The sequence below is a fragment of the Acidovorax sp. GW835-FHT14B10 genome (assembly GCF_058793725.1).
Genome location: NZ_JBXAGC010000020.1, coordinates 1 through 25,889 on the forward strand (window position 1 = coordinate 1; position 25,889 = coordinate 25,889).

The 25,889-nt window shown below is 67.2% G+C and carries 21 protein-coding genes and 2 riboswitches; of the genes, 4 read left to right on the plus strand and 17 right to left on the minus strand.

The features are described 5' to 3' along the window. Positions 1 to 245: 245 nt before the first annotated feature. Complete coding sequence (locus tag AC1Q5S_RS15325) at positions 246 to 1,343, minus strand: M14 family metallopeptidase (RefSeq protein WP_422203107.1); 1,098 nt, start codon at positions 1,341 to 1,343, stop codon at positions 246 to 248. Between the two features lie 106 nt (positions 1,344 to 1,449). Next, positions 1,450 to 2,655 carry a M20 aminoacylase family protein gene (locus tag AC1Q5S_RS15330; protein ID WP_303835326.1) on the minus strand — a complete coding sequence of 402 codons (1,206 nt, stop codon included), beginning with the start codon at positions 2,653 to 2,655 and terminating at the stop codon, positions 1,450 to 1,452. Between the two features lie 77 nt (positions 2,656 to 2,732). Between AC1Q5S_RS15330 and argE the strand changes: the two genes are divergently transcribed. After that, on the plus strand, positions 2,733 to 3,905 hold the full coding sequence (argE, locus tag AC1Q5S_RS15335) for an acetylornithine deacetylase (RefSeq protein WP_303835327.1): 1,173 nt from the start codon (positions 2,733 to 2,735) through the stop codon (positions 3,903 to 3,905). 50 nt (positions 3,906 to 3,955) lie between these two features. Here the strand turns inward: argE and AC1Q5S_RS15340 are convergent, their stop codons facing one another. Continuing rightward, the gene (locus AC1Q5S_RS15340; protein ID WP_303835329.1) at positions 3,956 to 5,104 is read right to left on the minus strand and encodes an ABC transporter substrate-binding protein; all 1,149 of its coding nucleotides are present in this window, start codon (positions 5,102 to 5,104) and stop codon (positions 3,956 to 3,958) included. Positions 5,105 to 5,234: 130 nt separating this feature from the next. Here AC1Q5S_RS15340 and AC1Q5S_RS15345 point away from each other — a divergent pair, with 130 nt between their 5' ends. Next, entirely contained in the window at positions 5,235 to 7,319 is a 2,085-nt protein-coding gene (locus AC1Q5S_RS15345; protein ID WP_492239053.1) for a molybdopterin-containing oxidoreductase family protein, read from the plus strand. An 81-nt stretch (positions 7,320 to 7,400) separates the two neighbouring features. Here AC1Q5S_RS15345 and AC1Q5S_RS15350 read toward each other — a convergent pair whose 3' ends face one another. The 3 genes from AC1Q5S_RS15350 to AC1Q5S_RS15360 all read right to left on the minus strand — a co-directional run bounded on the left by AC1Q5S_RS15350 (position 7,401) and on the right by AC1Q5S_RS15360 (position 12,484). Then, entirely contained in the window at positions 7,401 to 9,752 is a 2,352-nt protein-coding gene (locus AC1Q5S_RS15350) for a penicillin-binding protein 1A (RefSeq protein WP_422203703.1), read from the minus strand. 60 nt (positions 9,753 to 9,812) lie between these two features. Continuing rightward, positions 9,813 to 9,905: riboswitch (glycine riboswitch) on the minus strand. Between the two features lie 7 nt (positions 9,906 to 9,912). Beyond that, a riboswitch (glycine riboswitch) is annotated at positions 9,913 to 10,003 on the minus strand. A 67-nt stretch (positions 10,004 to 10,070) separates the two neighbouring features. Further along, the gene (locus tag AC1Q5S_RS15355) at positions 10,071 to 11,231 is read right to left on the minus strand and encodes an iron-containing alcohol dehydrogenase (RefSeq protein WP_303835333.1); all 1,161 of its coding nucleotides are present in this window, start codon (positions 11,229 to 11,231) and stop codon (positions 10,071 to 10,073) included. Positions 11,232 to 11,470: 239 nt separating this feature from the next. Next, positions 11,471 to 12,484 carry a fumarylacetoacetate hydrolase family protein gene (locus tag AC1Q5S_RS15360; protein ID WP_422203700.1) on the minus strand — a complete coding sequence of 338 codons (1,014 nt, stop codon included), beginning with the start codon at positions 12,482 to 12,484 and terminating at the stop codon, positions 11,471 to 11,473. A 244-nt stretch (positions 12,485 to 12,728) separates the two neighbouring features. On the opposite strand from AC1Q5S_RS15360, the gene AC1Q5S_RS15365 reads away from it, so the two are divergent. Continuing rightward, the gene (locus AC1Q5S_RS15365) at positions 12,729 to 13,886 is read left to right on the plus strand and encodes a DUF3108 domain-containing protein (protein WP_492239054.1); all 1,158 of its coding nucleotides are present in this window, start codon (positions 12,729 to 12,731) and stop codon (positions 13,884 to 13,886) included. Between the two features lie 175 nt (positions 13,887 to 14,061). Continuing rightward, the gene (locus tag AC1Q5S_RS15370; protein WP_026436262.1) at positions 14,062 to 14,358 is read left to right on the plus strand and encodes a BTH_I0359 family protein; all 297 of its coding nucleotides are present in this window, start codon (positions 14,062 to 14,064) and stop codon (positions 14,356 to 14,358) included. Positions 14,359 to 14,485: 127 nt separating this feature from the next. Here the strand turns inward: AC1Q5S_RS15370 and AC1Q5S_RS15375 are convergent, their stop codons facing one another. From AC1Q5S_RS15375 to narH, 11 genes are all read right to left on the minus strand, one after another. After that, complete coding sequence (locus tag AC1Q5S_RS15375) at positions 14,486 to 15,565, minus strand: AbrB family transcriptional regulator (RefSeq protein WP_422202832.1); 1,080 nt, start codon at positions 15,563 to 15,565, stop codon at positions 14,486 to 14,488. A gap of 156 nt (positions 15,566 to 15,721) precedes the next feature. Then, positions 15,722 to 16,282, minus strand: coding sequence for a hemerythrin domain-containing protein (locus tag AC1Q5S_RS15380; RefSeq protein ID WP_422202834.1), 561 nt, complete (start codon positions 16,280 to 16,282; stop codon positions 15,722 to 15,724). Positions 16,283 to 16,290: 8 nt separating this feature from the next. After that, positions 16,291 to 16,704, minus strand: a complete 414-nt coding sequence (locus AC1Q5S_RS15385; RefSeq protein ID WP_303835341.1) for a ribonucleotide reductase subunit alpha — start codon at positions 16,702 to 16,704, stop codon at positions 16,291 to 16,293. Positions 16,705 to 16,737: 33 nt separating this feature from the next. Further along, a complete protein-coding gene (locus AC1Q5S_RS15390; protein ID WP_422202837.1) occupies positions 16,738 to 17,394 on the minus strand; it encodes a nitroreductase family protein in 657 nt (218 codons plus the stop codon). A 15-nt stretch (positions 17,395 to 17,409) separates the two neighbouring features. Further along, positions 17,410 to 18,741 (minus strand): NnrS family protein, encoded by a 1,332-nt coding sequence (locus AC1Q5S_RS15395; RefSeq protein WP_422202839.1) that lies wholly within the window; start codon positions 18,739 to 18,741, stop codon positions 17,410 to 17,412. Next, positions 18,738 to 21,173 (minus strand): adenosylcobalamin-dependent ribonucleoside-diphosphate reductase, encoded by a 2,436-nt coding sequence (locus AC1Q5S_RS15400; RefSeq protein ID WP_422202841.1) that lies wholly within the window; start codon positions 21,171 to 21,173, stop codon positions 18,738 to 18,740. Before AC1Q5S_RS15400 ends, AC1Q5S_RS15395 begins: the two co-directional genes overlap by 4 nt. Before the next feature lie 57 nt (positions 21,174 to 21,230). Beyond that, complete coding sequence (locus AC1Q5S_RS15405; RefSeq protein ID WP_422202843.1) at positions 21,231 to 21,911, minus strand: carbonic anhydrase; 681 nt, start codon at positions 21,909 to 21,911, stop codon at positions 21,231 to 21,233. 26 nt (positions 21,912 to 21,937) lie between these two features. Then, positions 21,938 to 22,870, minus strand: coding sequence for a peptidylprolyl isomerase (locus AC1Q5S_RS15410; protein WP_422202845.1), 933 nt, complete (start codon positions 22,868 to 22,870; stop codon positions 21,938 to 21,940). Positions 22,871 to 22,895: 25 nt separating this feature from the next. Then, the gene (narI, locus tag AC1Q5S_RS15415; protein WP_422202847.1) at positions 22,896 to 23,627 is read right to left on the minus strand and encodes a respiratory nitrate reductase subunit gamma; all 732 of its coding nucleotides are present in this window, start codon (positions 23,625 to 23,627) and stop codon (positions 22,896 to 22,898) included. Further along, positions 23,624 to 24,325, minus strand: coding sequence for a nitrate reductase molybdenum cofactor assembly chaperone (narJ, locus tag AC1Q5S_RS15420; RefSeq protein WP_303837171.1), 702 nt, complete (start codon positions 24,323 to 24,325; stop codon positions 23,624 to 23,626). The genes narI and narJ overlap by 4 nt, the downstream gene beginning before the upstream one ends. A 22-nt stretch (positions 24,326 to 24,347) precedes the next feature. After that, entirely contained in the window at positions 24,348 to 25,871 is a 1,524-nt protein-coding gene (gene narH / locus AC1Q5S_RS15425; protein WP_422202850.1) for a nitrate reductase subunit beta, read from the minus strand. Between the last annotated feature and the right edge of the window lie 18 nt (positions 25,872 to 25,889).

Genomic DNA, 25,889 nt, shown 5'->3' on the forward strand with positions numbered 1-25,889 from the left:
ATATACGGGTGCAATCTCTACCGTCTTGACTTCAGTGAGTGAGGGCTTGGCTTATTCGGGGCGTCCATATAAGGCTCTTAGGGCCTGCCCAGAGGCTGAGAGTTTTTTGCCCATGCCCGGAAGGCGCGTCAAAACGCCGCTGATCCTGGGCTGCAGAAGCACAGCCATAGCGCCGGCTCTGGCGCGCATTTGCAACGACGAGCAGGGGGGTTTTGGCGTGCAAGGCGGACATGGGCAAAAGACTCTCAGTCTCTCAGCCCCTGCACCGCCTGGAACATCGACTGCCGCGCCTGGCTGATGACCTGGCCTTTCCAGGTATCCGAATCGGTGTAGAACGCGGCCAGCGTCTGGGCCTTGATCTGCGCGGCCTGTGCGGCGGAGGCCTCGGGGTGGAGATGGAGCCAGTGCTCGGCGCGCAGGGCCTGCAGCACGTCCTCCAGGGGCTGCGTGCCGTATTCCATGGTCATGCCGGTGAATTCGGCCTGGGGGCATTCGTCCCCGATGGCGGTCCACATCAGCCCCGTGAGGAAGGCCGAGCTGGAGGAACCGTCATGCAGCGAGGTGACGGGCGTGGCGCCGCCGCCCGCCCACCACTGCCGCGCCCGCTGCACGGCGGCGGCATCGTCGGGGCCGCAGTGGATGCGCTCACCCAGGCCGCTGGGCCCGAGGCCCGTGTGCAGATCGATCCAGCCCACGCGCGAGGCCCGGCTGCCATGCTGGCGCAGCACCGCGCGCAGCGTGCGGTTGCTCCAGGTCGGCGCGGTGCCGCCATAAAACAGGCCGCCGGCAAACTCATGCTGCCCACGCGTGATGGCGGCCTGCCAGGCGGCCGCGCCATGCCCGGCAATCCAGGCCTGCACGTCCCTCACGTTGTCCGCCTGTGGCGGCCACGCATCGGGCAGCAGCAGCGGCGCCACTTCGCGGTAGGCCGTATTGACCGGCAGGGGCTGGCTGAAGTCGTGGAAATTGCGGTTCAGGTCCACGTTTTCGTGCGTGGCGCGGCGGATATGCGAGAACCCATGGGGATTGAGCGCATGGATGTAGAGCACGGCCACGCCCTGCGCATGCGCCTTGTCGCGCCACTCCTGGTCGTGCAGCGCAAACACCTGCACGCCACTGCCGCAATGGCCCTCCACGCCGTGGCAGCCGCTGCTGACAATGAGCAGCTTGTCGGCGTCCGGCGGACCATCGCGCACCACATCCATCGCCAGGTCTTCGCCCTCGCGCCCCGGCAGCGGATGGCGGTGCGATTCGATGGGCAGGCTGGCCGTGGCGGCAGCCTCCAGGAACTGCGTGCGTGCACGCGCGTAGGTGGGCGCAAACGCCTGGGCGATACCGATCATGGGATGTCCTGAACAGGTGACAACAGGAAGGGGGACGGCGAGGCCGCCGGGGGAACTTGTGCGCACTGTCCGTGGCAGAACCCGGCACCGCGGCGGCCTCGGCCCGTCAGCTGCGGGCCGCTGCCAGCCACTCCTCGGCCAGTCGCACCCAGTAGGTGGCGCCCAGCGGGATCAGGTCGTCATTGAAATCGTAGCTCGGGTTGTGCAGCGTGCAGGGCCCGCCGCCATGGCCCATCTCGCGGTGCGCACCATCGCCGTTGGCGATGAAGCAATACGCACCGGGCTTGGCCTGCAGCATGTAGGCAAAGTCCTCGGCGCCCATGGTGGGCTCCTGGGCGACCACACGTTCTTCACCCACGATGCCCACCATGACCTTGCGGGCGAATTCGGCCTCGGCAGGCGAGTTCACGGTGGCCGGGTAGTTGCGCACAAACTCGAACGCACAGGTGGCCTCGTGCGCGGCGCAGGTGTGCTCGGCCACCTGCTGCATGCGTGCCTCGATCAGGTCCAGCACCTCGTGCCGGAAGGTGCGCACCGTGCCCTGCAGTTCGCAGTGGTCGGGCACCACATTGGTGGCCTCGCCTGCATGGATCATGGTGACCGAGATCACGCCGGCATCCACGGGTTTCTTGTTGCGGCTGATGATGGTCTGGAAGCCCTGCACCATCTGGCAGGCAATGGGCACGGGGTCGATGCCGGTGTGCGGCAACGCCGCATGGCCACCCTTGCCACGGATGGTGATCTTGAACTCGTTGCTGGACGCCATCACCGGCCCGGAACTTACGGCCATGGTGCCGGCAGGCATGCCGGGCCAGTTGTGCATGCCGAACACGGCCTGCATCGGGAACTGCGCGAACAGGCCGTCTTCGATCATCACGCGCGCACCGCCACCGCCCTCCTCGGCCGGCTGAAAGATCAGGTACACGGTGCCGTCAAAGTTGCGGTGCGTGGCAAAGTGCTGCGCCGCCGCCAGCAGCATGGCCGTGTGGCCATCGTGGCCACAGGCGTGCATCTTGCCGGGGTGCTGGCTGGCGTGTGCGAAGGTGTTGAACTCCTGCATGGGCAAGGCGTCCATGTCGGCGCGCAGGCCGATGGCCTGGCCGCTGGCGCCGCCATCGCGCCCCTTCACGATGCCGACCACACCGGTCTTGCCCAGCCCGCGGTGGATGGGAATGCCCCATTCGGTGAGCTTTTGCGCCACCACGTCGGCGGTGCGCACCTCTTCAAAACACAGCTCGGGATGGGCGTGGATGTCCCGGCGCACGGCGGCAATGCTGGCGGCCTGGGTGACGATGGAATCGATAACGTTCATGATGTGTACCCTTACGATCAAGACAGTCTAGCCCCGCTCCACGGTCTTCGCCACAGGGGGTTTATCTGCACCGCCACATGACGCCATCCACCCACGCCCTCGAACTTGCGCAGACCCTGGTGCGCATGAACACCGTCAGCCACCACTCCAACCTGGCGCTGATCCACTTCATCCGCGACCATCTGGCCCGGCTGGGCGTCACAAGCCGCCTCACCTTCAATGCCGACAAGACCAAGGCCAACCTGTTTGCCACCCTGGGCGAAGGCAAGCCTGCCGGGGTGATCCTGTCGGGCCACACCGACACCGTGCCCTGGGACGGCCAGGACTGGAGCGTGGACCCGCTGGGCGCCGTGGTGCAAGACGGCCCCGAGGGCGCCAGCCTCTACGGCCGCGGCAGTGCCGACATGAAGGCCTTCATCGGCATTGCCCTCTCGCAGGCCGAACATTTTCTGAACAGCAATGCACCGTTTGCCATCCATCTGGCGTTCAGCTACGAGGAAGAGATCGGCTGCTTTGGCGTCAAAGAGCTGATTGCCGACCTGCGCGACGCCGGCATCCGCCCGCTGGCCTGCATCGTGGGCGAACCCACCCGCATGGTCCCCGCCATCGCCCACAAGGGCGTGTACCGCTACCGGTGCTGCGTGCGCGGCAAGGAGGCGCATTCATCGCTCACGCCGCATTCGGTCAACGCCATCGAGATGGCAGCGCGCGTGGTGGGCCGCGTGCGCGACATGGCCGAGGGGTTCGAGCGCCATGGGCCGCGCTTCGAAGGCTTTGACGTGCCCTTCTCCACGGCCAGCGTGGGCCAGTTTCACGGCGGCATTGCCGACAACGTGGTCCCGCGCGATGCCGAGTTCCGCTACGAGTTTCGCGACCTGCCCACCGCCAATGCCGCGCAGATGCAGGCCGAGGTGGTGGCCTATGCCCAGTCGCTGGAGCCGGCCATGAAGAAAGTGGCGCCCACGGCAGGCATCGCGTTCGAGACCATCTGCGAGATCCCCAGCTTTCTGGGCAGCAAGGACGACCCGGTGACACGCCTGGCGCAGGAACTGACCGGCGAGAAAGGCACAACGCTCGTGGCCTTTGGCACCGAGGCCGGGCTGTTCAAGAATGCCGGCATCTCTACCGTGGTGTGCGGGCCCGGCAGCATCCAGCAGGCGCACCAGCCGGATGAATACGTGAGCCTCGCGCAACTGGCGCGCTGCGAGGCGTTCATGCAAGGCCTCGCGCGCGCCCGCACGCTGGCCTAGAGACACCGCAACCCGCAAGCGCACGCGGCGCGACGGGCCGCGACGTTGCGTCAGGTCCGCACGCGCCCGTCGCCGGTCAGCATCGACATCTCCACAAAATGCGAGGCCGTGTGGTCCGATGCGCTGAAGGACACCGGAAACCCGGAAATCACCTGCGGGCCCAGGGCTTCGAGGCCTGCAATGAAGCTGTCATGGCTGAGCTTGCCGCCGGCCAGCCCCTGGCGCAGGCCTTCGGTGAAAATGCGGGCCGCCAGATACCCTTCCAGGCTGGAGTAGTTGGCCTGCACCTTGTTGCCGCCCTTCTTGATGGTGTCCAGAAACTCGCGCGTGATCGGACGCGAGGGCTGGTAGGGCGAAGGCACGACCTGCGACACCACCACGCCCGCGCCATCCTTGCCCAGCTCATCGGCCAGCGCCTGCGTGCCCACAAACGACACGTTGTAAAAGGTGCCGCCAAAGCCCGCCTTGCGCGCTGCGCGCACAAAAGCCGCGCTGGCCCCATAGGCCGAAATCTGCACCACCGCGTCGGGCATGGCGGGCACCAGCTTGGCCACCGCCGCCCTCACATCGGAGGAATTGCGCTCCACCGTGGCCGTGGCCACCGGGGCCAGCTTGAGATCGGCCAGGGCCCGGGTCACGCCATCGAGCCCGGCCTTGCCGTAGGCGTCGTTCTGGTAGAACACCGCGATCTTCTTGAGCCCCAGGTTGGTGAGCTGGCGCACGATGAGCGCGGTTTCGTCGTAGTACGACGCGCGCACATGGAAAATCAGGCGGTTGAACGGCTGGCGCAGGGCCTCGGCGCCCGTGAAGGGACCAAAAAACGGCACCTTGGCCTGGGTGAAAATCGGCAGCGCCGCCAGGCTGGTGGGCGTGCCGATATAGCCAAACAGCGCGAACACATCGTCGGCAATGAGCTTTCGGGTGTTTTCGGCGCAGCGGTCGGGCTCGTAGCCGTCGTCCATGGTACGAATTTCCACCATGCGCCGGCCCACGCCGCCCTGGGCATTGAGCCGGTCGAAAAAAAGCTTGGCGCCCCGGTTGAACTGGATGCCCAGCTGTGCCGCGGGGCCCGTGAAGGCGGCCGATTGCCCCAGCACGATGTGCCCTTCACCCTGCGCCCGCGCCAGATTGAAACCGCCCAGCGCTGCGGCGCCCAGGCCCACCGAAAATTGTCTGCGCCCGATGACGGATTGGTTCATGGTGAAATCTCTTTTCTTGTGAATCGAGGGCGATCCCCCCTGCGCTACCGGCACGCAGTCTCCCTGGATCTGGCGCAAGATATGCACGCTTCGATCACCCCCTTCTGCCAGTTTAACGACCACCCACCGTATGCCCCCGCCTTCTACCGCAAATACCCCACAGCCTGCGCCGATACAGGCGCAGGTGCGCGGGGCCTGCCCCCACGACTGCCCCGACACCTGCGCCCTGATCACCACCGTGGAAAACGGCGTGGCCACCCGCGTGCAGGGCAACCCCGATCACCCGCACACCGACGGTGTGCTGTGTGCCAAGGTGTCGCGCTACACCGAGCGCAGCTACCACCCCGAACGCATCCTCACCCCGCTCAAGCGCACCGGCCCCAAGGGCAGCGGGCAGTTTGCCCCGGTGGGCTGGGACGAGGCACTGGCCGACATCGCGCAGCGCCTGCAAAGCATTGCGGCACGCGCCCCCGAAGCCATCCTGCCCTACAGCTACGCCGGCACCATGGGCCTGGTGCAGGGTGAGAGCATGGACCGGCGCTTCTTTCACCGCCTGGGGGCTTCGCAGCTCGACCGCACTATCTGCGCCTCGGCCGGTGCCGAAGCGCTGGTGCAGACCCTGGGTGGCAAGCTGGGCATGAAGGTGGAGTTCTTCGCGGAATCCAGGCTCATTCTCATCTGGGGCAGCAACTCGATTGGCAGCAACCTGCATTTCTGGCGCTACGCCCAGCAGGCCAAGCGCAATGGCGCCCGGCTGGTGTGCATCGACCCGCGCAAGACCGAGACCGCCGACAAATGCCACGAGCACATCCAGCTCCGCCCCGGCACCGATGCCGCGCTGGCCCTGGCGCTGATGCACGAGCTGATCGCCCACGACTGGCTGGACCCCGACTACATCGCCCGCCACACCCTGGGCTGGGAGGCGCTGCGCGAACGCGCCCTGCAATGGCCGCCCGAGCGCGCCGCCGAGGTCTGCGGCGTGCCGGTGGAGCAGATCCGCCAGCTGGCCAAGGACTACGGCACCACCCAGCCCGCCGCCATCCGCCTGAACTACGGCATGCAGCGCGTGCGCGGCGGCGGCAACGCGGTGCGCGCCGTGGCCTGCCTGCCCGCGCTGACGGGCGCCTGGCGCCACCGGGCCGGCGGCATGCTGCTGTCGAGCGCGGGCCAGTTTCCGGTGCAACGCGCCATGTTGCAGCGCCCCGACCTGATGCCGGAGCGCACACCGCGCACGCTCAACATGGTGCGCATCGGTGACGACCTGCTGCGCGCCACCGCACCCGACTTTGGCCCCCGCATCGAGGCCCTGGTGGTCTACAACAGCAACCCCGTGGCCGTGGCGCCCGATTCCGGCAAGGTGGTGCGCGGCTTCGCCCGCGAAGACCTGTTCACCGTGGTGCTGGAGCACTTTCGCACCGACACGGCCGACTACGCGGACTACATCCTGCCCGCCACCACGCAGCTGGAGCACCGGGACGTGCACCTCGCCTACGGGCACACCGACGTGCTGCTCAACCGCCCGGCCATCGCGCCCCAGGGTCAGGCGCGCAGCAATGCGCAGATCTTCCGGGACCTGGCCGCGCGCATGGGCTTCACCGAGCCCTGCTTTGCCGACAGCGACGAGGCCCTGTGCCGCCAGGCCTTTGGCGACGCCGTGGACTACGCGCTGCTCGAAACCCAGGGCTTTGCCACGCTGGCGCTGCCCGATGCACCGTTTGCCGAGGGTGGCTTTCCCACGCCCAGCGGAAAGTGCGAATTCTTCAGCGCCCGCCTGGCCGCGCAGGGCCTGGACGGCCTGCCCGACCACCTGCCCAACCACGAGCTGCAGGGCACATCTGCCCGCTACCCGCTGGCCATGATCTCGCCGCCCGCGCGCAATTTTTTGAATTCCACCTTCGTCAACGTGCAGAGCCTGCGCGCCATCGAAGGCCGCCCCGTGCTGGAGATGCACCCCGATGACGCTGCCGCACGCGGCATTGCCGATGGCGCCGTGGTGCGCGTGTTCAACGACCGCGGCAGCTACCGCTGCCACGCCACCGTCTCGCGCCGCGCGCGGCCCGGCGTGGTCAACGGTCTGGGCGTGTGGTGGCGCAAGCTGGGGCTGGATGGGACGAATGTGAACGAGGTCACCAGCCAGGCCCTGACCGACCTGGGGCGGGCGCCGACGTTCTACGACTGCCTGGTGGAAGTGGAGGTCCACGCCGTGCCGGCCTGACGGCGCGTTGCCTTGTTCGCCTTGAAAATACGCCTGTATTTATAGCTTCCAACGCCTGCCCATCAAGCGTTATCGGCCATTTCACCCTGTATCGGCAGAATTTCCCACGCGAGGGCGGTGCCCGTCCGGGCCGCACTCGAAGGGGCTTTGGACAAAGGCCTTGCGGTCATCCACGCAGGTCCCGAAGACATATTCCGGGTACACGTAGTCCTCGCCGAAGCGCATCAGGTCCAGCGGCAGGGTGCGCGATACCGGCGTGCGCCCCTGCACCGCCTCGGCCATGTACTCTGTCCACACGGGCAGGGCCAGGGTTCCCCCGGTGTGCCGGCCCAGGCTGCGCGGCTGGTCGTAGCCCATCCACACGACAGAGGCCACGCCCGATGAATAGCCGGCGAACCACACATCCCGCGCATCGTTGGAGGTACCGGTCTTGCCGGCCACATCGGGGCGGCCCAGCGCCTTCGCACGCCGGCCGGTGCCGTGCTGCACCACGTCGCGCAGCATGCTGTCCAGCACGAAGGCATTGCGCTCGGACACCACGGTCGCACGGGGCGATGGCGCGTTCGCTGCGTACAGCACCGCGCCGCCGCGCTCGCTCACCTGGTGGATCAGCCGGGGCTGCACCAGGGTGCCGCCGTTGGCAAACACGGCATAGGCCTGCGTCAGCTGCAGCGGCGTGATGGCGCCCGCCCCCAGGGCCAGCGGCAACCGGGGTGGATTGCGTTCGGGCAAGAATCCAAAGCGGGTGGCGAACTCCTGCACGTACTGAACCCCGGCCGCGTCCATCAGGTTGACGGCCACCAGGTTCTTGGAGCGCACCAGGCCGCGCCGTGCGGTGATGAAGCCCTCGTAGTTGCCGCCGTAGTTGCGCGGGCTCCAGGCGGGGCGGCCGCGGGCGGCAGGGGTCACCACACGCTGCGTATCGTCGATCAAGGTGCCCGGGGCATAGCCTTTCTCCAGCGCCGCCGAAAAGATGAACGGCTTGAAGGTCGAGCCCGGCTGGCGAAAGGCCTGCACGGCGTGGTCGAACTGGTTGAAGGCGTAGTCGAAGCCCCCCGTGAGCGCCAGAATGTCGCCGGTTTCCGTGTCCATGGAGACCAGCGCGCCCTCCATGCCCGGCAACTGGCCCAGATCCCACCTTTCACGGGCATCGGCCACGACGCGAATCACCGCGCCCGGCGCAATGCGCCGCCGCGCGGGCGCATCGGGCTTCAGGGCGGCACGCGCGCTGGCGTTGAGCCGGCTGCGCGGTATCCGCACCGGCGTGCCATCGCGCAGCCATGCGGCAATGCCCTCGGCCTCGGACGCCGCATGCACCAGGGCGGCACGCAGTTCCCCGCTGTCGCGGTAGGGCGCCAGCGCGGCGCGCAGGGCGCGGGGGTCAGCGGCCGGCATATCACCCGGAACTGCGCCCTGGATGCGCCCCTCGGGGCCGGCATAGCCACGGGCATCCTGCGCACCCAGAATGCCCGCGCGCAGCGCACGCGTGGCCGCGCGCTGCGCGGGAACGCTGAGGGTGGTGACGACATCCAGGCCCAGCGCATACGCGTCTTCGCCATACTGCTCCAGCACCATCTTGCGGGCCTGTTCCACGGCAAAGGCGGCGGCCGGCTCGATGGAACGGTATTGCGTTCGCAGCGTCAGTGCCTGTGCCCGCGCCTCCTGGTAGGCGGGCGCATCCAGGTAGCCCAGTGCGTGCATGCGCTGCAGGATGTACTGCTGGCGGATGATGGCGCGCTCGCGGTTCACAACGGGGTTGTACGCCGACGGCGCCTTGGGCAGTCCGGCCAGCACGGCGGCTTCGGCCACCGTCAGCTCGTCCAGTGTCTTGTCGAAGTACACCGATGCCGCAGCCGCAAAGCCGTAGGCACGCTCGCCCAGATAGATCTGGTTCATGTACAGCTCCAGGATCTTGTCCTTGCTGTAGGTGGCTTCGAGCTTGTAGGCCAGCAAGATTTCCATGAGCTTGCGGCTGTAGGTTTTGACGCGGCTCAGAAAGAACACCCGCGCCACCTGCATCGTGATGGTGCTGGCACCCTGGACATGCTCCCCCGATACCACATTGCGCAGCGCAGCGCGCGCCAGTCCGGTGAAGTCCACCGCGCCATGCTCATAAAAGCGGGCATCTTCGATGGCCAGCAGCGCCTGGCGCACCTGCAGCGGGATCTGTCCTATCGGCACGAATTCCCGGCGCTCCTCGCCATATTCCGCCAGCAGCGTGCCGTCCCTGGCATAGATGCGCATCGGCAGCATGGGATCGTAGTCGGCCAGGTGGTCCACCTCTGGCAGCTGCTGCCACACCATGTGCAGCACATAGGCCCCGCCCGCGCTGCCTGCCACGGTCAGCCCCAGGAAAAAACCCGCGAGAAACTTCAGGATCGGGTGCTTTTTGGGCGAAGGGGCAGGTGCGGCAACAGGCGACGATGGGTGCATCAGGGGGAACTCTGGCTAGGGCAGGACCCGTGCCATGACGGGCCTGCGGCGCCGCTCCCCCTGTCCTTTTACCTGAGAGTTTCGGCTGCCTGGGCAGCCTGCCCCTTCGGTGGGCCCCCGCCTGCGTTGCGCAGGGCGGCGGCCTCTCTCCAGTCGGCGATGGTCTCCTGCGGTCCGGTTTGCCTGAGCGATGATGGGAGTTTGCGCCTTCGGCGGAGGCGGATCGCGCCCCTCTCTCCCGCAGGATAGGCGCTCACTGTAAATCACCCGCCAAAACCAGCCCCGTTCAAAAGGTCAATATCCAGCCCCCCCGTCCGGTTACAGCGCGGCTGCAAGGATGCGGCGGCTCACGGCGGGCGTGATCTCGCGCTGCTCGCCCAGCTGCACCATGCCATGCGCTTCGAGCTGGGCCACCACGGTGTCCACCACCTCCGCGCCCAGGCCATAGCCCGACAGGCGCGTGGCGATGCCCATGCTTTCAAAGAAGGCGCGCGTGCGCTCGATGGCGGCGGTGATGCGCTCGTCATCCGTGCCGCTGGCGATGCCCCACACGCGCTCGCCATACTGCAGCAGCTTGGCGCGCTTCGGGCCACGGCGCTCATTCAGCAGCGCGGGCAGCACAATCGCCAGCGTGCGGGCATGGTCGATGCCGTGCAGCGCGGTGAGTTCGTGCCCGATCATGTGCGTGGCCCAGTCCTGCGGCACGCCGGCGCCGATCAGGCCATTGAGCGCCATGGTGGCGGCCCACATGAGGTTGGCGCGGTCGTCGTACACAGGCTCGGGTGCGGTCAGCAAGCGCGGGCCGATCTCGATCAGCGTCTGCAAAATGCCCTCGGCAAAGCGGTCCTGCACGGGTGCGTTGACCGGATAGGTCAGGTACTGCTCCACCGTGTGCACGAAAGCGTCGACCACGCCGTTGGCCAGTTGCTGCGGCGGCAGCGTGTAGGTCTTGGTGGGGTCGAGCACCGAGAACCTGGGGTAGCTGTGCACGCTGCTGAAGGACAGCTTGGCCCCCTTGCCCCGGTGCGTGATCACGCCGCCGTTGTTCATCTCCGAGCCCGTGGCGGGCAGCGTGAGCACGGCGCCAAACGGCACGGCCCGCGTGATGTTGCGGCCGCGCTTTTCGAGGATGGCCCAGGCATCGCCCTCAAAGTGCACGGCAGCGGCGATGAACTTGGTGGCATCGATCACCGAACCACCCCCCACGGCCAGCAGAAAGTCGAACCCGCCGGCGCGGGTCTGCTCGACGGCCTGCATCGAAGTTTCGAAGCTCGGGTTGGGTTCGATGCCGCGGAAGGTGGCGTGCTGCCGTTCGCCCAGCGCGGCGCGCACTTCGGCCAGCGTGCCGGTCTTTTCGGCACTGGCGCCGCCCACCAGGATCAGCACCTTGGCCGCTGCGGGCACCAGCTTCGCCAGGTCGGCGATGCGGCCCTGGCCGAAAACGATGTGGGTGGGGTTGTGGAAGTCGAAATTCAGCATGGCAATGGGGGGGGTTGGCGCACCACCGTGCCCCTTGCCGCACCGGATGGCCCGGCAGGCGGCAGGAACGCAGGGCAGTGATGGGAAAAAACCGCCAGGCCAGCAAGCCCGGTGGACGGACTGCCCATTGTCCGCGCGAAGCCGCCTGCACCCCTGTCGCCCCGGACAAAACCCTTGCGCCCACCGGTCTGCCCTGCCGCATGGGCCAAAAGTCAGGTTCTGAAAAATGACGCCACCACTCATCCCCCCTCAGGCGATGCAATCGCCTGGTCGATGGCACCGAAGATGCTGGCGCCGTCCTTGCCCTTGACCTCGATGCGGATAGTGTCGCCAAACTTCATGAACTCGGTGGAAGGCTTGCCGTCCTGGATGGTCTCGATGCAGCGCTTTTCGGCGATGCAGCTGTAGCCCTTGGGCCATTCGGTGCGGCCGTCTTGCTCCACGCCCTGGTTGCTGACGGTGCCGCTGCCCACGATGGAGCCCGCCCGCACATTGCGCGTCTTGGCGATGTGCGCGATGAGTTGGCCGAAGTGGAAGGTCATCTCGGGGCCGGCGTCGCACATGCCGACCTTGCGGCCATTCCAGGTGGACTGCACGGTCAGGTGCAGGCGACCGTGGTCCCAGGCATCGCCCAGTTCGTCCAGCGTCACGGCCACGGGACCGAAGGCGGTGGCGGGCTTCGCTTGGAAGAAGCCAAAACCCTTGGCCAGCTCGGCCGGAATCAGGTTGCGCAGGCTCACGTCGTTGGCAATCATCACCAGGCGAATGCCGTCCAGCGCCTGGTTGGCGTTGGTGCCCATCTTCACGTCGCCGGTGATGACGGCGATCTCGGCCTCGAAATCGATGCCCATGGCCTCGCTGGGCACCACCACGTCGTCGCAGGGTCCAATGAAATCATCGCTGCCGCCCTGGTACATCAGCGGATCGGTGTAGAAGCTCTCTGGAACCTCGGAGTTGCGGGCTTTTCGAACCAGTTCAACGTGGTTGATGTAGGCCGAACCGTCAGCCCACTGGTAGGCACGCGGCAGCGGGGCCATGCACCGGGCGGGGTCAAAGGGGAAGGCGTGGCGCGCGCGGCCGTTGTTGAGCTGGTCGTACAGGTCCTGCAGCTGGGGCGACAGGAAGCCCCAGTCGTCCAGCACCTGCTGCAGCTTGCTGGCAATGCCGGTCGCATAATGGGCCGTGCCCAGGTCGCGGGAGACGACGACCAGTTGGCCGTCGCGCGAGCCGTCTTTGTAGGTGGCAAGTTTCATGGGGAACAGAACCTTCGTCTCAACAGAAATGGCGGAAATGGCGCAAACCCCACAAGATTACGCGGGGTTCCATGGATTCAACTGAACAAAATTCGCAAATTTTTGGTGGGAATGAATAAAGAAGAACGTGCCGGCACCCCGTCCGTGGAGGTCGGCTTTCTGCTGCAGGAAGCGCGGAGCCAGGCCACCCGGCTGCCGCACCACCTGGGCGCGGTCCGCGCCTGACGCCTGCAGGAACCCCGCCATGCCACGCCGGCCACTCCTTGTATTGACCGCCCTGGTGCTGGCGCTGCACTGGCTGGTGCTGCAGGGCATGCCCATGGCCTGGGACAGCAGCCCGTCCCTCCCCCCCGCCGCACAGGTTTTCAGCACACGCAGCATTGCCCCCACGCCGCCGGCCGCGGCGCCCACCGCACCGCCTGCACCTCCCGCGCCTGCCCGCCCCGCGGCGGTGCGCAAGAAACCCGCCGCCCCCCCGGCGACGCAGCACGCAGCGAAGGCAGCCACCGAGCTCCCCCCCACGCCTTCGGCGCCGCCCGACAACCCCGGCGAAGTCCCACCGCCCGACGCGGTGGTAGACACCGCGGGCACGCCGACATCCGAAATGCCCGATGCCGATGCCGTGGCCACCGCCCCTGCGCCCGACGCCAGCACGCCGGCCATTCCATCGCCCACGGTCCCCGACAATCCCCTGGGCGCCGGCGTGGACATCAGCCCTCCCGGCAGCGCCACAGGCCCGGCGGCCGACGCCACCAGCTTCGCCGTGCGCCTGCCCGCGCCGGTGCGCCTGGCCTTTGATGTCAGCGGGCAGGCCAAAAAATTCAACTACAGCGCCAGCGCCGAGCTGTTCTGGCAGCACGACGGCAGCCGCTACGAAGCCCGCCAGGAGATCAGCGCCTTTCTGCTGGGCACCCGCTCCCAGGGCAGTGTGGGTCAGATCACCGCGCAGGGGCTGCAGCCCGAGCGCTTTGCCGACCGCTCGCGCAGCGAACAGGCTGCCCATTTTGACCATGCCCAGGGCCGCATCACCTTCAGCGCCAACACCCCGCAGGCGGCCGTGGGGCCCGGCGCGCAAGACCGCCTGAGCGTGTTCATCCAGCTCGGTGCCATGCTGGCAGCCGACCCGGGGCGGTTCGTGCCGGGCACCCAGGTCACCCTGACCACCGCCAGTGCCCGCAGCGCCGACCGGTGGACCTTCTCGATCGAGGGGCAGGAAACGCTGGACCTGCCCGCCGGCCCCCTGCTGGCCTGGAAGCTGCAGCGCCTGCCGCGCCGCGATTACGACCAGAAGGCCGAACTGTGGCTGGCCCCCGACCTGGGCTACATGCCCGTGCGCATCCGCCTGACCCAGGCCAATGGCGACTTTGCCGACCTGCGCCTGCGCAACAGCGGCCCGCCCTGATCGCCCAGGTGTTCCCAGGTGTTGCTTGCCGGTGCCCCGGTGGCAATTCATCCCCACAAACCCGACGCAGGCCGTTTTTCGTGAAATACTGCAAAGCATCAGGTACCGGGAGCCTTGGGACTTGAACTCTGACCGCCCGCTGTCATCTGATTCCTATATCGACTGGGGGAACGCCATGCACATGCTCTACGACTCTGACTCCTTTGTGGTGGTCCACATGCTGCCCGACGCCGTGGAGCAAAAAGAGGGCCCACTGAACGACACTGCACCGCCAAAGCCCCAACTGGCCCGCCACGGCTTTGAAATTGTGGACAAGCGATCGGGCAAGGAGGTGTATCTGGACGGATCCTGGGCCGAAATGTTCCAGCAGCAAATCCTGGCCTGGCAACGCGACACCCCGACCCAGGAGGAGGTGGAAGACGCCCTGGACCGCTACGCCGGTCTGGCGCAGAACCCGGTCGTCGTGCACTGACAGGGGCACCCCCTGAGGGGTTCGTCCCCTCCGCGTTCGCTTCGCGGGCAGGGGGATGGCGCTCTCGCTGCGGAGCGGCCCTTGATTGGCGTCCCCGGCCTTGGGGCGCGCCAGTTTTACTGGCCGGTCATCGTTTTCGCCCCTCTGGCGGGTAGATCCGCCGGTACAGGGGCTCCACCAGCATCAGCACCGCGATCAGGCGGCACACCTGAAACGCCGTCACCACCGGCACACCGAGCTGCAGCACCTTGGCGGTGATGGCCATTTCGGTGATGCCGCCGGGCGAGGTGCCCAGCAGCAGGGTCACCCAGGGCAGTCCGGTGGCCCAGGCCAGCGCCCCGGCGAACAGCGCGCACACCCCCATCAGCACCAGCGTGCCCAGCACCACCGATACCAGCCAGCGCGGGGCGGTGCGCAGAAAATCGGCCCGAAAGCGCACGCCCAGGCTCACGCCGATCACCAACTGCGCTGCGTTGACCAGCCACTGGGGCACGGCCGACAGTGTCAGGCCCGCCATGGCCAACCCCATCGACACCACCAGCGCACCCATGAACCAGGGGTTGGCGCGGCCCAGCCGCTCCATGGCCAGCGCACCGGCCCCGGTAAGTAACGCCAGCAGCGCCAGGCCGGGCCAGCTCACCAGGCGCACGGTGGGCGGCAGGATGTCGAGGCCCTGCAGACCGCTCCACTGCAGCGCAAACGGAATCGTCACGGTGACGATCAGCAGGCGCAGGCTGTGGCTGGCGGCCACGAGGTCGGTGCGGGCGTTTTCGCGCTCGGCCAGCAGCGTCATCTCGGAGGCCGCGCCGATGGCCCCCGAAAAATAGCTGGTGGCCCGCAGCATCGACGCCGGCACGCCATGCATGCGCGGCGCATGCAGCCGGTACAGCCAGGCGCCAAACAGCCAGCCCAGCAGCAGCGCCCACACGATGCCGAGCACAATGGCCCACCACAGGCTGGCCACCAGTGCCACCACTTGCGGCGTGAAATAAAGACCCAGCGCAGCGCCGATGGCCCATTGCCCGGTGTTGCGCAGCGGCGCCCAGCTTTCGGTGGGCGCACCGCCCATGGACAGCAGCGAGATGACCAGGAGCGGGCCGATCATCCAGGGCAGCGGGGTGTGCAGCGCCACGCAGGCGGCGGCTGCGGCCCAGGCCAGGGCCAGGGTCGTTGCTACACGGGCGATAAAAAGCAGGTGCCTACGCATACCAGCCTGCCAGTATCCTGCGGCCACAGCCTTGCCAGCGTCTCGCCTGCCCATGCCTTGGGGCATGGCGGGCGTCGCCCTTTGCGAGGACATGGATGGTCAAATCAGGCCCACGCGATGATCCATCAAGCGCAAGCAGCTATTATTTTTAAAGTATCAATGCCCGGGCGCTGGCACTCTGCGCCGGGCCGCCATCTCGTTGCCCATGGCCTCCAGGGCCGGTGCGGCCAGCAGGGCCTGCGCCGCGGGGTAGGCCAGGGTTTCTTCATCCGCAATATGGCGGTCGTAGCGGCCGATGAAGTGGTCGAACGCCACGCCATCGGCCTCGCTGAATCCGGCCTGCCGGCCATCGACCAGGGCCTGCAGCGCAAGGCGTGCGGCAGCCCAGTCGGCGGCCATGCAGCAGTGGTCGTGCTGCAGGCGCCGCACCAGCGCCGCCACGTCGGGGCTGCCTTGCGCCAGCAGCAGGGGAAACACGTGCAGCTCTTCGTCTTCATGGTGCAGCGGCGCCGCGATGTCGAAGTAGCGCAGCACGTCGCGCGCGGCCTGCTGGGCGGGTATATCCGCCCCATGTTCGGGCACATGGGCGCGCAGCCGCTGCAGCAGCGCCAGCGTGCGCTGCACGCGCTCGTGGCAGGCCTCCAGCATGGCAAAGGGCTGCTCGAACCCCACGGAGGGCGCATTGAAACCGGGCAAGGCCGACGAGGATGTCGCCATGGCCACGGCTACCCGAAGCGCACCGGCTGCCCCTGCCGGTCAAACGGAATGTAGGCGCCATGCGCGCCGCCCTTGATGGCATCGACCATGCGCTGCAGGGGCGCCTCGGCATCGGCGCTGCTGGGGGCCTGGTTCAAGGTGCCCGACAGCGCCGCTGCGAACACCATCGCCCAGTCGTGGCCGGGGGCCGTGAACTGGCGCGCCTCGTCCACCAGCGCGGCAAACGAGGGCAGCTCTTGCGGTGTCTTGTCCACACACATCAATGGCACCAGGGCGCCGCCCTGCCCGGCTTCAAAGCGCGCGCGCTGGGCGGGGGTGGCGTCGTCGGGCAATTCAACCGCCGCAAACACAAACAACAGGCGCTGGGGTTCGGGCTGCAGGCGCGCGGCCTGCAGCAGATCGTCGAAGCTGGAAATGTCCATGGAAAATCTCGCAATGAAAGAAGTTGACCGGCGTCAGAACCCGGGCACCACGCCCCGGTTCGGGTCCAGTGTGCTGACGTAGGCGCTCGCCAGGGGCCGCGCACGCGCCGCTTTGCGCGACAGCACGGTGCCGATGCTGATGAAGCACAGGGCCTGCTCCGAAGCCGCCAGCTGAAACAGCGCGCGCAGACTGGTCGCCTTCAGGGCCTTGCCGCTGGTCAGTGCCGAGCCATAGCCCTGTGCGGTAGCCGTCAGCAGCATATTCTGTACAGCGCAGCCGGCGGACACCAGCCGCTCGGCCGCATCGATTTCGGGGTCGCCACGCTCGCCATCCACCACCACCAGCATCAATACCGGGGCCCGGTAGGCCTTTTCGCGCGCCTGCGCGCACTGCTCGGACGTGGCGCAGGGGTCGCGCTCCAGCAGCGCCTGCGCAAACACCTCGGCCAATGGGGCACGCGCTGCCTCGGGCACCAGCACAAAGCGCCAGGGCAGCAGCTGGCCATGGTCGGGCGCATGGGCCGCCGCATTCAGGATGGCGGCCAGCTCGGCAGGCCCGGGGCCTGGCGCGCCCAGGCGCTTGGGCAGGATGGTCTGGCGGGACTGGATCAGCGCTGCAGCCATGGCCACCACCGCGGCCTCGTCCGATGCGGCAGCGGGCGCAGCCAGGGGCAAAGGAATATCGGTCATATCCTGACTCTGGATTCAGCCCGGGCGTCCATCGGCACGCAGACAACCGTACCAGCGGCCCAGCCGCAGCCCCCAGACGCCCATGGTTGCGGCCCACAGGCCGGCGGCCAAGGGCAGCAGCCAGGGCCATGGCAGGCCGGCAACACCCGGCACGGCCGCCGTGATGCGCAGCACCGCCGCCGCCTGCAAACACCAGAAGAGCGACCAGGCAATGCGGTCGGCCACCAGGGCGCGGCCACTGTGCCCGCAGGATACGCGCGTGACCATGGCCAGCATCAGCGAAGCGAGGCAGCCCATGGTGAGCGCATGCAAGGCCCCCAGGCCCAGCACCCCGATACCCCGCGTGCCCACCAGCCACTGCGACAGCCCACCCAGCAAAAACGCAATGCCCAGCCACAGAAAACCGATGTGCAACATGGCCAGCAGCTTGTTCTTCAGGCTTTGCACCAGTCCCCATACCCAGGCCAGCCAGACCAGCACGCCGCCCACGGCCAGCTGCAGCGTGCCATGCACCAGCAGCCATGTCGTGCCCGCCGCGCCGGACGGCACGCCCGCCAGTTCCAGCCATGCCGCCAGCACCTGCAGTGCCGCCGCCGCCAGCATCAGCCACAGCACCCAGAACGGGCGCCAGACCTCCACCATGGGCATGGCACTGGAGGTGAAAAACGGAATCATGCGGTGCGCCACCGTGACGTAGACCACCACCACAAAACCCCAGAGCCCCGTGAAAATCCAGGCCCGCGCTGCGGCGTGGGCCTCAAGGACCAGGCTCAGCCACAGCCCTGCCAGGCTGGCGCAGCCCACCACGCAGGCCGTGCCGATGACACGGGCATGGAGCTGGTCCGGCGCCTGGCTGCGCCGTATGCGCCCCCAGAACTGCACGGTCATCCAGACCAGACCGGCGCAGGCCAGCGCCAGCCCCACCCAGGCCACACCGGCATGCAGGTGCGCGCCCGCCAGCCACAGCAGCCAGCCCGCCGCCTGCGACACCAGCGGCACGCGCAGGTCCTGCGCCAGCGGGGGCTCCACCCCCAGCCATTTAGGACCGGCGGTGAAGAGAAAGCCCGAAAAGAACAGCGGGATGAAGCCGAACGCCATCCCGGCCGAATGCACCAGCGTGGGCGACACCGCATAGTGCAGACCCAGCCAGGCCGTGGACCGGTCGAGCTGCACCAATGCCCACCACAGGCCCGACGCCACCAGCACCACCATCGCCAGAAAAAACCCCAGACGATGGGGTGCCAGCATCAGGTAACGGACACGCCAGCGCTTGTCCATCTGCGCCAGCGCCTCGGGCGAGGGCTTGCGCGACACCGCCCGCACCGGAATGACGGGCCGAGAGGTCACCCACAGGTTCCCAGGTGGCCGCACTGCGTGCAGTAGTCGCAGCCGTCCTTGCGGATCACGGCATGCGCCCCGCATTCAGTGCATTTCTTGCCAGCCATGGCGGGTGGCATGCCGCTGACCGGCGGTGCAGGCTCTTCCAGCGGCAGCTGCTGCTGCACCGGATCGGTCACGCGCCGCGCCAGGATGTTCTGGATGGCGTAGGCCATGGCCGCCACCTCGGAGTCATGCCACATGGGCACGCGGGTGCCATCGTCCTTCTGGTGCGTACCCAGGCGCACGGGGCCACGGTCCCAGGCCACCTTGCGCATGTCGGACAGTGCCCGCTCCAGAAAGCCCCCCCGGGCCGCCAGGGACAGCAGGCGCATGCTGGCAGTGATCCACTGCTGCGATTCGCCACTCTGGCCCACCGGCATGAAGAACTCGATGGCGCGGTCCACCGTGCTGTTGCCCACGCCCGTGGGCACGGGCAGGAAAGACACGATGAGGTAGAGCGTCTTGTGGCCTTCCTGCGTCCAGTACTCCACCTTCTCGGCCACGGCCGAGAGGCCGCCCTTGGGCCGGCTCTCGATCACCGTGCGCATGGGGTCGAAGGGCGGTGCCACCGGGACGGGCGCTGCCGCCGGCTCAGGTGCCGCATGGGTTTCGAGCACCGAGCCGAGGATGGCGTTGGGCCGGTAGGTGGCCAGCCCCTTGAGACGGGCGCGCCAGGCCTGCAGGTACAGATCCTTGAAGTCGTCGTAGGGGTAATCGGCCGGGATGTTCACGGTCTTGGAGATGGCCGTGTCCACAAAGGGTTGCACCGCCTCCATCATGGCGATGTGCCCCTCGGCCGGCATGGCCAGCGCCGAGATGAAATAGTCGGGCAAGGCATCCACGTCACCGCCCAGATCGCGGTACAGCCGCCAGGCGTGGTCTTCCACCGAGTACTCGCTGGTGCTGCCGTCGGCCTCGCGCTTCTTGCGCTTGTACATCCAGGAGAACGGTGGCTCGATGCCGTTGGAGGCGTTGTCGGCAAAAGCCAGGCTCACGGTGCCCGTGGGGGCAATGGAGAGCAGGTGGCTGTTGCGGATGCCATGCGTGCGAATGGCGTCCTTGATCGGCTCGGGCAGGCGGCTGGCGAAGGTGCCGGCGGCGAGATAGGGCTCGGCCTCGAACTTGGGGAAGGCGCCCTTTTCGCGGGCCAGCTCCACCGACGCCAGGTACGCCGCATCGCGCATCGATTGCGCAATGCGCGCCGCCATGGCGCGGCCTTCCTGCATGTCGTAGCGCAGGCACAGCATGGCCAGCGTGTTGCCCATGCCGGTGAAACCCACACCGATGCGGCGCTTGGCCATGGCCTCGTCGCGCTGCTGCGGCAGGGGCCAGAAGGTCACGTCCAGCACGTTGTCGAGCGCGCGCACCTGGAGGGCCACTACTTTTTCGAAGGCCTCGAAGTCAAACGACGGCAGACCGTCAAAGCCGAAGGGATGGCGCACGAACCGGGTCAGGATGACGGGGCCGAGGTCGCAGCAACCATAGGAAGGCAGCGGCTGCTCGCCACAGGGGTTGGTGGCGGCAATGTCTTCGCAGTAATTGAGGTTGTTGTCCTCGTTGATGTGGTCGAGGAACAGGATGCCCGGCTCGGCAAAATCGTAGGCCGATTTCATGATGGTGTCCCACAGCGCACGGGCCTGCACGGTGGCATAGACCCACATGCCGTCGGCGCGCTGGTGGGCGCCCTGGGCCATGGCGACGGTACCAGGGCGCGCGCGGTGCACCAGCTCCCAGGACTGGCCCTGCTGCACGGCCTCGATGAAGGCATCCGAAACGCCCACCGACACATTGAAATTGTTCCAGCGCCCGGGCGTGCGCTTGGCGGTGATGAACTCCTGCACATCGGGGTGATCGATGCGCAGCACCCCCATCTGCGCGCCGCGCCGCGCGCCCGCGCTTTCCACGGTGGAACACGACTGGTCGAACACGTTCATGTAACTGCAGGGGCCCGAGGCCACCGATGCCGTGGCCTTGACCTGCGCACCCTTGGGCCGGATGCGCGAGAAGTCGTAGCCCACACCGCCGCCGCGGCGCATGGTCTCGGCGGCTTCGCGCAGGGCTTCATAGATGCCAGGAAACCCCTCATCGTCCACGCCCTGGATGCAATCGCCCACGGGTTGCACGAAACAGTTGATCAGCGTGGCCTGGATGTCGGTGCCGGCCGCACTCATGATGCGACCCGCGCCAATGGCGCCCGCATGCAGGTTGTCCCAAAAGAGGGCTTCGTACTTTTCGCGCAACTCGGGCGCTTCTACCGAGGCCAGGGCACGGGCCACACGGCGGTAGAGGTCTTCGGCGCTGGTTTCACCGGGCTTGAGGTATTTTTCGCGCAGCACATCCAGGCTGATGGGCTGCAAGGAAAAGGTGGCATTCATGGGGGGATTGGGTTCGCGCTTCATGGTTTGGAATGATTGGTATTCGCCGCCTGCAGGCCTTGCGCTCCATCAAGAAGGGAATCAAAGCTCGTCCAAAAGAACCTGCCCGTCATGCTCCACATAGGGGTGGTACGGTCCCGTACCACTGTTGTCCGCCAGCGACGCGGGCACGAAGCCCCCGGTCTTGACATCGAACACATGCACTTCCCCCTCCTCGATCACATAGTGCCAGCCGTGCAGGCTGATCTGGCCGGCCTGCACTCGGCTACGGACCATAGGATATTCCATCAGCCGCTCCAACTGCAGCACCACGGCGCGCTGTTCGGTGCGGCGCAGGACCTCGGGGCCTGGCTGCATGGGCAACAAAGCCTCGCGCCCCAGGTCCAGCCAGCGGTTCAGGTTGGGAGCCTCGGGCGAAACCTCACCATACATGGCCTTGATAGCCCCACAGTGACTGTGGCCACACACCACGATACGGTGCACGTGCAGGTTGAGCACGGCGAACTCGATCGCCGCCGTGGTTCCATGGTGGCCGTGCGATCCGTCATAAGGTGGAATGAACGCCCCCACGTTGCGCACCAGAAACAGCTCCCCCGGGCCCGCCCCGGTCAGCAGGTAGGGCACCAGGCGCGAGTCGGAGCAGCCGATGAACAGGGTCGTGGGGTGCTGCCCCTCGTCCACCAGCGTCTGGAACTGTTCCCGGTACTGGGGGAAAGCGTCGTCGTGAAAACGGCGCAGGCGATCAAGCAGCTCGTCGGGCATGGGCGATCGGGTGAAACGCGATGCGGTTACTGCACCAGCGGCGAATCGGCCGCATCCAGCGCCACACCTTCCACCAGCGCAGCGCCTGCCAGCAACTGCAGGTATTGGCGCAGTGCATTCACCCAGGCCTGCTGGCGCAGGGTGAGCGCGATGGCCTGGCGGACTTCCTCGAACGAGGGCTGCTGCCCCGGGTCGCGGGCCACCACCTCCACCACATGCAGTCCAAAGCGGCTGTGCACCAGGCGGGCCAGCACGCCGATTTCGGCACTGCCAAACACCTCGCGGGCGAACTCGGGGGCGCAATCGGCACGCGTGAGCCAGCCCAGGTCGCCCCCTTGCTGGCCGCTGGGGCAGTTGGACCATTGGGCGGCGGCCTCGGCAAACTTGGCACCGCCGTCGTCTGCACAGCGCAGTTCGATCAGCAAGGCCTCGGCCCGCAGGCGCAGTTGCTTCACGTCCACGCCCGGCGTCACGGCAAACAGCACATGGCGCAGTTGGACGCGCTCGCCCTGGGCGTGCGCCGCAGGGTGGGCCTCGTGGTAGCGGCGGCAGGCTTCTTCCGACGGGTCGGGGATGTTCAGCTCGCGCTCCAGCAGTTGCTCGATGGCGTTGGAGGCCTGGACGCTGATGGCGCCTTCGACCCCCGACACATCGCTCGTGGACAGCAACCCGGCCCGCTGCGCGGCCTGGCGCAGCAGCTCGGTGCAGGCGCGCTGGCGCAGGGATTCTTCGTCCAGCAGCTCGTGCGGCGCATTGAGGGCCACGCCATTGACGCGTGCCACCTCGGCCACCACCGCACCCACCTCGGGCGCCTGCGCGGCCTGCAGGGGTGCATCGGTCATCGTCGCAGCCAGGGCCTCGTAAGCCGCTGCCTGCGTGGGGGTCAGCGTGCTGGCTGTTGCCGCTGCACTGTTGTCGGTGGAGCTGCAGCCGCAGCTCCCGGTTCCACATCCGCTCATGGTGTGCTCCTTGGGTCGGTGGATTTCAGGCGCGGCGGTCTTGCGACTGCATGTGGCCGGCGGGCAGATTCAGGCGGCGCGCACGCACCACCTGATAAGGACGCAGCACATAGGCCAGCGTGCCGAAGCCGCTCCACACGTGCACCAGACGGGTGAACGGGAAGATCAGGAAGATGCTCATGCCCAGCGCCATGTGCGCCTTGAAGATCCAGCCTGCGTCTGCCAGCAGCTCCACCCCGCCCGAGCGGAAGGTGACGATGCGCTGCGCCCATTCCGCCAGCAACATCATCATGGAACCATCCAGGTGCTTGGCCGACAACGGAATCGTGGCCAAGCCCAGGGCCAGTTGCAGCCACAGCAGCAGCAGCAGCACGATGTCGCTCGTCTTCGACGTGGCGCGAATGCGCGGGTCCGACAAGCGACGGTGCAGCAGGATGGAAACCCCCACAAAGCCCAAGAGCCCGGCGATACCGCCCGACACCATGGCCATCAACTGCTTGTTGCCCGCGCTGATGAATGCCTCGTACAAGAAGTGCGGGGTGAGCATGCCCACGGTGTGCCCGAAGAACAGGAACAGCACACCGATGTGGAACAGGTTGCTGCCCCAGCGCAGGCTGCCAGTGCGCAGCAGCTGCGACGAATCGCTCTTCCAGGTGTACTGGTCGCGGTCGAACCGCGCCCAGCTGCCAATGAAGAAAACGGCCAGGCAGATGTAGGGATAGATGCCAAACAACAGGGTATCGAGCCAGGTGGTCATGCTGAGACTCCTTCGGGTGCCCGCTCGGCGCGGGGGGTACGAACAAAATGCAGGGGTTGCGGCTGGTCAGGTTTGGCCTGGCCCTGGGTGCTGCAACCCCCAAACGCTTCGGGTTCAGCCCAGACCTCGTCCATGGGTGGCTCGGGGGTGAGCGCCACCGACTGCACGCGCTGGCCCGAGACTTCGAGCACGGCCGCGATCACGCTGGCGTAGGGGCTGTTGCGCGCCACGAGCGCGCTGAACAGCGCGTTGAGGATGTGGGCCATTTCGCCCAGGAACTCCCTGGCCACTTCGGGCGGCTGGGTGGAGGCGAACTCCAGCACCACCGGCAGGTGGTCGGGCAGCTCGTCGGCCTCGAACTGCAGGCCGGCCTTTTCGTAGGTCTGCATCAGGTCGATGAGCGCCGGGCCCCGGTCGCGCGAGTCGCCATGCACATGCTCGAACAGGTGCAGCGAGGTCTGGCGGCCCCGGTCGAAGTTGTCCACGTAGCGGGCTTCGGCTTCCAGCGGGTCCAGCGCCGCGAGGTGCTGGCACACGGCTTCGAGTTCGGCCATGCGCTCGGTGGTCAGGGCCTGCTCCACCTGCAGCGCATCGATGAGCTGCGGCATCACGCTGCGCAGCTGCGCGTCGGGATAGCTCAGCAGGTAGCCCAGGGCGCGCAGGGTCAGGCGCACAGAGGTCGGGTTCTTCTTGAACATGGTGATTCCTTCCTGTGTGCAATCAGACCGTGGCCTTGATCGGGATCGTGCGGGGTTTCTTGCCGCCGAACATGCTGACCTCGGTGGCGCCGTCCGAGCAGCCGTTGCCAAACGAGAAGCCGCAGCCGCCCCGGATGTCGAACGCGTTCTCGGCGTACTCGCGGTGGGCCGACGGGATCACGAAGCGGTCCTCGTAGTTGGCAATCGCCATCACCTGGTACATCTCCTCGACCTCGGCCATCGACAGGCCTGCCTGCTTGAGCACGGCCAGGTTCTGGCGCTGCTCCACATGCTTGTCGCGCTGGTAGGTGCGCATGGCCAGCATGCGCTCCAGCGCCCGCACCACGGGGCCGGTGTCGCCCGCGGTGAGCAGGTTCGCCAGGTACTGCACGGGGATGCGCAGTTGCGAGACATCCGGAATCTCGCCGTTCGCCCCCACATGGCCTGCGTTGGCTGCAGCCGTGATGGGGGAGAGCGGCGGCACATACCAGACCATGGGCAGCGTGCGGTATTCGGGGTGCAGCGGCAGGGCCACCTTCCAGTCCACGGCCATCTTGTAGACGGGGCTGTTGCGCGCGGCGTCCATCCAGCTGTCGGGGATGCCGTCGATGCGCGCCTGCTTGATGACGTCCGGATCGTTCGGGTCCAGGAAGATATCGAGCTGCGCCTGGTACAGGTCGCGGTCGCGCTCCACGCTGGCGGCTTCCTGGATGCGGTCTGCGTCATACAGCAGCACGCCGAGATAGCGGATGCGGCCCACGCAGGTTTCCGAGCACACGGTCGGCTGGCCGGCTTCGATGCGGGGGTAGCAGAAGATGCACTTCTCGGCCTTGCCCGATTGCCAGTTGTAGTAAATCTTCTTGTAGGGGCAGCCGCTGACGCACATGCGCCAGCCGCGGCACTTGTCCTGGTCGATCAGCACAATGCCGTCTTCCTCGCGCTTGTAGATCGAGCCGCTCGGGCACGACGCCACGCACGCCGGGTTCAGGCAGTGCTCGCACAGGCGCGGCAGGTACATCATGAAGGTGTTCTCGAACTGGCCGTAGATGTCCTTCTGGACATCGTCGAAGTTCTTGTCCTTGCTGCGCTTGCTGAACTCGCCGCCCAGGATTTCCTCCCAGTTCGGGCCCCACTCGATCTTCTCCATGCGCTTGCCGGTGATCAGGCTGCGCGGGCGAGCCGTGGGTGCGGCCTTGCTTTCGGGCGCGGCCTGCAGGTGGTCGTAGTCGAACGTGAAGGGCTCGTAGTAGTCGTCGATCTGCGGCAGGTTGGGGTTGGCGAAGATGCGCATGAGCAGCTTCCATTTGCCGCCCTGGCGGGGCGCAATGGAGCCGTCGGGGCTGCGAACCCAGCCACCGTTCCAGCGATCCTGGTTTTCCCACTCCTTGGGGTAGCCAATGCCAGGCTTGGTTTCGACGTTGTTGAACCAGGCGTATTCCACCCCGGGGCGGCTGGTCCAGACGTTCTTGCAGGTGACGGAACAGGTGTGGCAACCGATGCACTTGTCCAGGTTCAGCACCATGCCGATTTGTGCGCGAATTTTCATCGTGTTTCTCCTTGTCTT

What these genes read in the sequence shown, in the direction of transcription:
- AC1Q5S_RS15325 (WP_422203107.1), bottom strand. Translation starts at nt 1,343, where the DNA reads ATGATCGGTATCGCCCAGGCGTTTGCGCCCACCTACGCGCGTGCACGC.
- AC1Q5S_RS15385 (WP_303835341.1), bottom strand. Translation starts at nt 16,704, where the DNA reads ATGGACATTTCCAGCTTCGACGATCTGCTGCAGGCCGCGCGCCTGCAG.
- AC1Q5S_RS15400 (WP_422202841.1), bottom strand. Translation starts at nt 21,173, where the DNA reads ATGAAGCGCGAACCCAATCCCCCCATGAATGCCACCTTTTCCTTGCAG.
- narJ (WP_303837171.1), bottom strand. Translation starts at nt 24,325, where the DNA reads ATGTTCAAGAAGAACCCGACCTCTGTGCGCCTGACCCTGCGCGCCCTG.
- AC1Q5S_RS15405 (WP_422202843.1), bottom strand. Translation starts at nt 21,911, where the DNA reads ATGCCCGACGAGCTGCTTGATCGCCTGCGCCGTTTTCACGACGACGCT.
- AC1Q5S_RS15330 (WP_303835326.1), bottom strand. Translation starts at nt 2,655, where the DNA reads ATGAACGTTATCGATTCCATCGTCACCCAGGCCGCCAGCATTGCCGCC.
- AC1Q5S_RS15340 (WP_303835329.1), bottom strand. Translation starts at nt 5,104, where the DNA reads ATGAACCAATCCGTCATCGGGCGCAGACAATTTTCGGTGGGCCTGGGC.
- narI (WP_422202847.1), bottom strand. Translation starts at nt 23,627, where the DNA reads ATGACCACCTGGCTCGATACCCTGTTGTTTGGCATCTATCCCTACATC.
- AC1Q5S_RS15350 (WP_422203703.1), bottom strand. Translation starts at nt 9,752, where the DNA reads ATGCACCCATCGTCGCCTGTTGCCGCACCTGCCCCTTCGCCCAAAAAG.
- narH (WP_422202850.1), bottom strand. Translation starts at nt 25,871, where the DNA reads ATGAAAATTCGCGCACAAATCGGCATGGTGCTGAACCTGGACAAGTGC.
- AC1Q5S_RS15410 (WP_422202845.1), bottom strand. Translation starts at nt 22,870, where the DNA reads ATGAGCGGATGTGGAACCGGGAGCTGCGGCTGCAGCTCCACCGACAAC.
- AC1Q5S_RS15345 (WP_492239053.1), top strand. Translation starts at nt 5,235, where the DNA reads ATGCCCCCGCCTTCTACCGCAAATACCCCACAGCCTGCGCCGATACAG.
- argE (WP_303835327.1), top strand. Translation starts at nt 2,733, where the DNA reads ATGACGCCATCCACCCACGCCCTCGAACTTGCGCAGACCCTGGTGCGC.
- AC1Q5S_RS15370 (WP_026436262.1), top strand. Translation starts at nt 14,062, where the DNA reads ATGCACATGCTCTACGACTCTGACTCCTTTGTGGTGGTCCACATGCTG.
- AC1Q5S_RS15390 (WP_422202837.1), bottom strand. Translation starts at nt 17,394, where the DNA reads ATGACCGATATTCCTTTGCCCCTGGCTGCGCCCGCTGCCGCATCGGAC.
- AC1Q5S_RS15365 (WP_492239054.1), top strand. Translation starts at nt 12,729, where the DNA reads ATGCCACGCCGGCCACTCCTTGTATTGACCGCCCTGGTGCTGGCGCTG.
- AC1Q5S_RS15375 (WP_422202832.1), bottom strand. Translation starts at nt 15,565, where the DNA reads ATGCGTAGGCACCTGCTTTTTATCGCCCGTGTAGCAACGACCCTGGCC.
- AC1Q5S_RS15355 (WP_303835333.1), bottom strand. Translation starts at nt 11,231, where the DNA reads ATGCTGAATTTCGACTTCCACAACCCCACCCACATCGTTTTCGGCCAG.
- AC1Q5S_RS15360 (WP_422203700.1), bottom strand. Translation starts at nt 12,484, where the DNA reads ATGAAACTTGCCACCTACAAAGACGGCTCGCGCGACGGCCAACTGGTC.
- AC1Q5S_RS15380 (WP_422202834.1), bottom strand. Translation starts at nt 16,282, where the DNA reads ATGGCGACATCCTCGTCGGCCTTGCCCGGTTTCAATGCGCCCTCCGTG.